Here is a 4,226-nt window from a genome sequence, read left to right as displayed (position 1 = left end):
GTTACACCCCGGCAGTGGTTGCCATTCCGACCCCACACGCCTCCGCTTACCGGTCCGACCGACGCGGCCTTACGCTACTGTAGCAGTCACATCTCACGACAAGACAACACCCCCCTCACAGTTCTTGGTCTGTAATAGCAGTCAGTCTGGTCACAAACCTTTGAATCAATTCGTCTGTGTTTTGGGTTACGAAATATCCAGTAAACACAATCGTTAAATTCGATCATTGGTCGTGCTGCTATGAGGGAGGCAGTTGACCATAATCATTCGTAAATACGTTCGCAAATGTGGTTCTGGCCGGTGGGGGTGCCCGTGGGGTACGGAGACGACTGGACCCGGAACGGTGACCGCTGCAAGGGGGCACCGCTGTAGGAGACGCAGGCGACGTACAGCGCGACGAACTTAGAGACTGTCTGCCCGCATTTGGCAGGCAGGCTCTAAGTCTCACCGGAAACCGGCGCATTTTGCCGGTTGGAGGTTTCGCCCTAGCAGCGGTCACCGTGGAGCGGTCCACAAAGTCGCAGTACCCTACGGGCACCCCCACCGGCCAGAACCGCCAAAAACAGCCCGCGTGTTGACGTCAACACGCGGGCTTCTTATCAACGGAACGGATTCCAAAACCGCCCGCCGTTGACGCTGAATAAGCCAATACCGACGACGATGATGAGGACCGTCCCGCCCAGCGTCAACCAGTCGCTAGTGCGGAAATCGCGTCCCATGTACCACGTCCGTTTGCGGTACCGGCCAAAGCGGCGTAGTTCCATTGCCCGGCTGACCGTGTCAATCCGGTCGAGGCTGGCGAACACCAGCGGAATCAGAATCTTACCCGCGCCCCGTAGTCGTTGCCACAAGTTGGCCTTCCGCGAGAGCTCGTATCCGCGCGCCTGCTGGGCCAGGCTGATTTGATGGTACTCACCCTGGATGTCCGGAATGTATCGTAACGCCAGTGCTACCGAGTAGCTGACCCGGTATGAGAGGCCGACTTTGTTCAAACTGGACGCAAATTCACTCGGATTGGTGGTCATCAAAAAGATGAGGGCTAGGGGTACCGTGACGATGTACTTTAGGATCAAATTTAATTCATAAAATAACTGTTCCTGAGTTAGCGTGAAGTACCCATCACTCCCCAAAATGAGGTGGCGCGTGCCGTACAATTGGACGCCGTACTCGGGACTGAATACGTAAACGGCCAGCAAATTAAGGACGGAAAAGAAGAGGATGAACTTGGTGACCAGGCGGATCTGCGGCCACGTAATGCGTGCCTGCTTAAACAGGATGAGCGACATCACGGTGATAGCGGCCAGAAAGCGCGCGTCGTACGACACCATTGCGATGATGGATAGTCCCAGAAAGGCGAGGAGCTTGGTGGCCCCGCTCAGTCGGTGAATCCAGGTATTTTGCTCGGCATAACCGAATAGTTGCATACTCATCAGCGGCGCACCTTCCTTTCCGTGGCGATGACGTGTTGGGTGAACGCATCGGGGTCAATGTGCACCCGTTCGGCCAGTTGGTAGAGGCTGGTGGGGGCCAAAGCCGCCGCGCTCACGACGGTCGGGTTAGATAGCACCGTTGAGGGCTTTGCGTCCAGCATGACGCCCTGATCACCGAGGACCACCGTCCGGTTGGCGTACTCCAGCATGAGGTGCATGTCGTGCGTGATGAACATCATGGTGATACCTTGTTGGTTCAGTTGTTCCAGAAAGGTCATCATGTCGGTATAGTGCCGCCAATCCTGCCCAGCAGTGGGCTCGTCCAGAATGAGCAACTCGGGTTGTAATACCAGAATACTAGCAATGGTGACCCGCTTGCGCTGCCCGAAACTCAACGCGTTGATGGGCCAGTTACGGAACGGGTATAGCCCGCAAATCTTGAGGGTGTCATCCACCCTTTGCTTGATGGCGGCTTCGTCCACCCCACGTAACCGTAGGCCTAACGCTACTTCGTCCCGAATCATCACCTGGCTAATCATCTGGTTGGGGTCCTGCATAATGTAGCCAATTTTATCGGCGCGTTCCTTGACGGACAGCTTGGCGAGGTCGATATCGGTGTGCCCGTCGTGGTAGGTCAATGTACCCGCCGAGGGGGTCAGGAAGCCGGTAATAATTTGGCTCAGAGTGGACTTGCCGACGCCGTTGCGGCCGACGAGGGCCAGCATGTCGCCGCGGTTGATGGTGAGGTCAAAGTCGTGGAAGATCTGCGGCCCGTTCTCATAGCAGAAACTGAGCTGACGGACATCCAGTAAGGGCTCCCCAGATTGAATGGTGACGGGGACGGTTGCGTTGGCCTGCCAGCTTTGCAAAGCCGGCGCGAGTACTTCCGCGTTTAACGCGTTCACGTTGTCGATGTGGTCGATGTGGTTCAGGTCGCAGCCAGCGTAGCGGAGTGCCTCAATGTAGAGCGGTTCGCGGAGGCCGATTTGTTGCAACTCGTTGCTGCGGAGGAGCGCGTCCGGTTTCAGGTCGGCCACAATCTTGCCTTTGGCCATCAGGATCACGCGGTCAACTGGCCGGGTGAGTACGTCCTCAATCCGGTGCTCAATAATGATCACGGTGTTGTGCAGTTGCTGGTGCAGTTCGTCGATGAGGGCGATGGACTGGTGACCACTCGCTGGGTCGAGCGCGGCTAGTGGTTCATCGAAGAGGAGAATGTCGCCGTCATCGATGAGCACACCCGCCATGGCGTCGCGTTGCTTTTGCCCGCCTGATAGTTCTTGGGGTGATTGGTGTAGTTGTGCGGCGATGCCGAGCCGGGTGGCCCACTGTTCAACTCGCTGGTGCATCTCCGGACGCGCCACGCGGTCGTTCTCCAGGCCAAAGGCGATGTCTTCGGCCGTGGTCAGACCGATAAACTGGCTGTCGGGGTCTTGGAGCACGGTCCCGACCAGCAGTGAGAGGTCGAAGAGGCTGGCCTCCTGGGTGTCTAGCTTGCCCACACGGATGTGGCCGGTGACCTGACCTTTGATTGAGTGGGGGATGGAGCCGTTGATGAGGTTACCCAGCGTGGACTTACCGGACCCGGAAGGCCCAGCAATAAGCACTTTTTCACCCGCATTAATGGTGAGGTTAATATCGTGCAGGGTGGGCTCAGCCTGGCTTTCGTACTGAAAATTAACGTGCTCAAATATAATTGCTGGCATGATTACCTTCCAATAAGTAGTGATTGGTGCGAACGACGGACGAGGAGGCTATCACCCAGATACGCTGATGATAACCTCCCAGTCAACAATTTATTCTTGCTTCAGCGAACCGCGCTTGGTCCGTGATGCGGCGTAGATAACCAGCAGAATGGTGCCGATCACCCCGGTAGAAACGGCGTTACTAATGCCGGAAACAATCCCCTGCAGGTACACCTTGTTCGCAGGCTCGGAGTAGACGAGGATGTCGAGGGTCGGGGCCAGCAGCACCCAGCAACCCAGGTTGGCGATAATTTGGAGGACGTTGAAGCTAATAATCTTCTTGGTGCCGAAGTTACCACCCTCGACGTCGAACCGCTTCCAGAAGAGGCCGATGATGCCACCCAGAATACCGGTGGTAATGACCCAAGTCCACCACGGGGTGCCGTAAGTGAGGTCGTTGAGCATGTGGCCGAGGAAGCCAATGATGAAGCCGGCTACTGGCCCGAACAGGCTGGCAAAGAATGCCAGGAAGCCGTACGAGGTATCGATATTAGTGTTCGGGATACCGGTTGGAACGGACCCAAACCGTTTAAGCAGAAAGACGATGGCCGCGCCGATACCGATGGCGACGACGGTGCGAATGCTGAGGCCGTGCTGTTTGTGATTTTGCATATGTTGAATCCTCCTTGGGGTGTATGCGAACTGCTGATTATGGAAGTAAAAATAATTGCGGGCTACTAGAGGAGACGTACGTTGTTAGTGGAAGAATCCTGATCAAACAAAAACCGCCCCATCATGAAATCAATCATGATAGGGCGGCCAAAGTCGTGGTACCACCTACCTTGTTCCGTATAAACGGAACCTCTTACACGTAAGGAGTGTGTCACCGACCGTTATTGATGGGGATTCATTCTGGTGGGCTACCAGGCGTCACTTGCAGCAAGGGTGACGCTCTCTGTTACTGGTGGGGGAACACCGTACTATTTCCTGAAAGCGGCTGTTAATATGCTTGAAGTTTAGCAGGAGTTGAGGGGAAAGTAAAGAGAGAGCGGAGCAGGAGAGAGCGGAGAAGGCCGTTTAGAAAGCAGAGTATAAGGGGCTCCCACCGAAA

3 protein-coding genes are annotated in these 4,226 nt (G+C 55.8%); all 3 read right to left on the bottom strand.

Going from position 1 to position 4,226, the window contains the following annotated elements:
* Positions 1-599: 599 nt before the first annotated feature.
* Positions 600-1,424, bottom strand: a complete 825-nt coding sequence (locus LPA02S_RS10900; protein WP_054649588.1) for an energy-coupling factor transporter transmembrane component T family protein — start codon at positions 1,422-1,424, stop codon at positions 600-602.
* Positions 1,425-1,429: 5 nt separating this feature from the next.
* Positions 1,430-3,136: an ABC transporter ATP-binding protein gene (locus LPA02S_RS10895; RefSeq protein ID WP_056956342.1), complete on the bottom strand. Its 1,707-nt coding sequence runs from the start codon at positions 3,134-3,136 to the stop codon at positions 1,430-1,432.
* Between the two features lie 90 nt (positions 3,137-3,226).
* Positions 3,227-3,787 carry an ECF-type riboflavin transporter substrate-binding protein gene (locus tag LPA02S_RS10890; protein ID WP_054649487.1) on the bottom strand — a complete coding sequence of 187 codons (561 nt, stop codon included), beginning with the start codon at positions 3,785-3,787 and terminating at the stop codon, positions 3,227-3,229.
* Positions 3,788-4,226 lie beyond the last annotated feature (439 nt).

It is taken from the genome of Lacticaseibacillus pantheris DSM 15945 = JCM 12539 = NBRC 106106, from assembly GCF_001591865.1.
Classification (GTDB): Bacteria; Bacillota; Bacilli; order Lactobacillales; family Lactobacillaceae; genus Lacticaseibacillus; species Lacticaseibacillus pantheris.
Note: the sequence above shows the minus strand (reverse complement) of the source record. Positions and strands in the feature narration are given on the sequence as shown.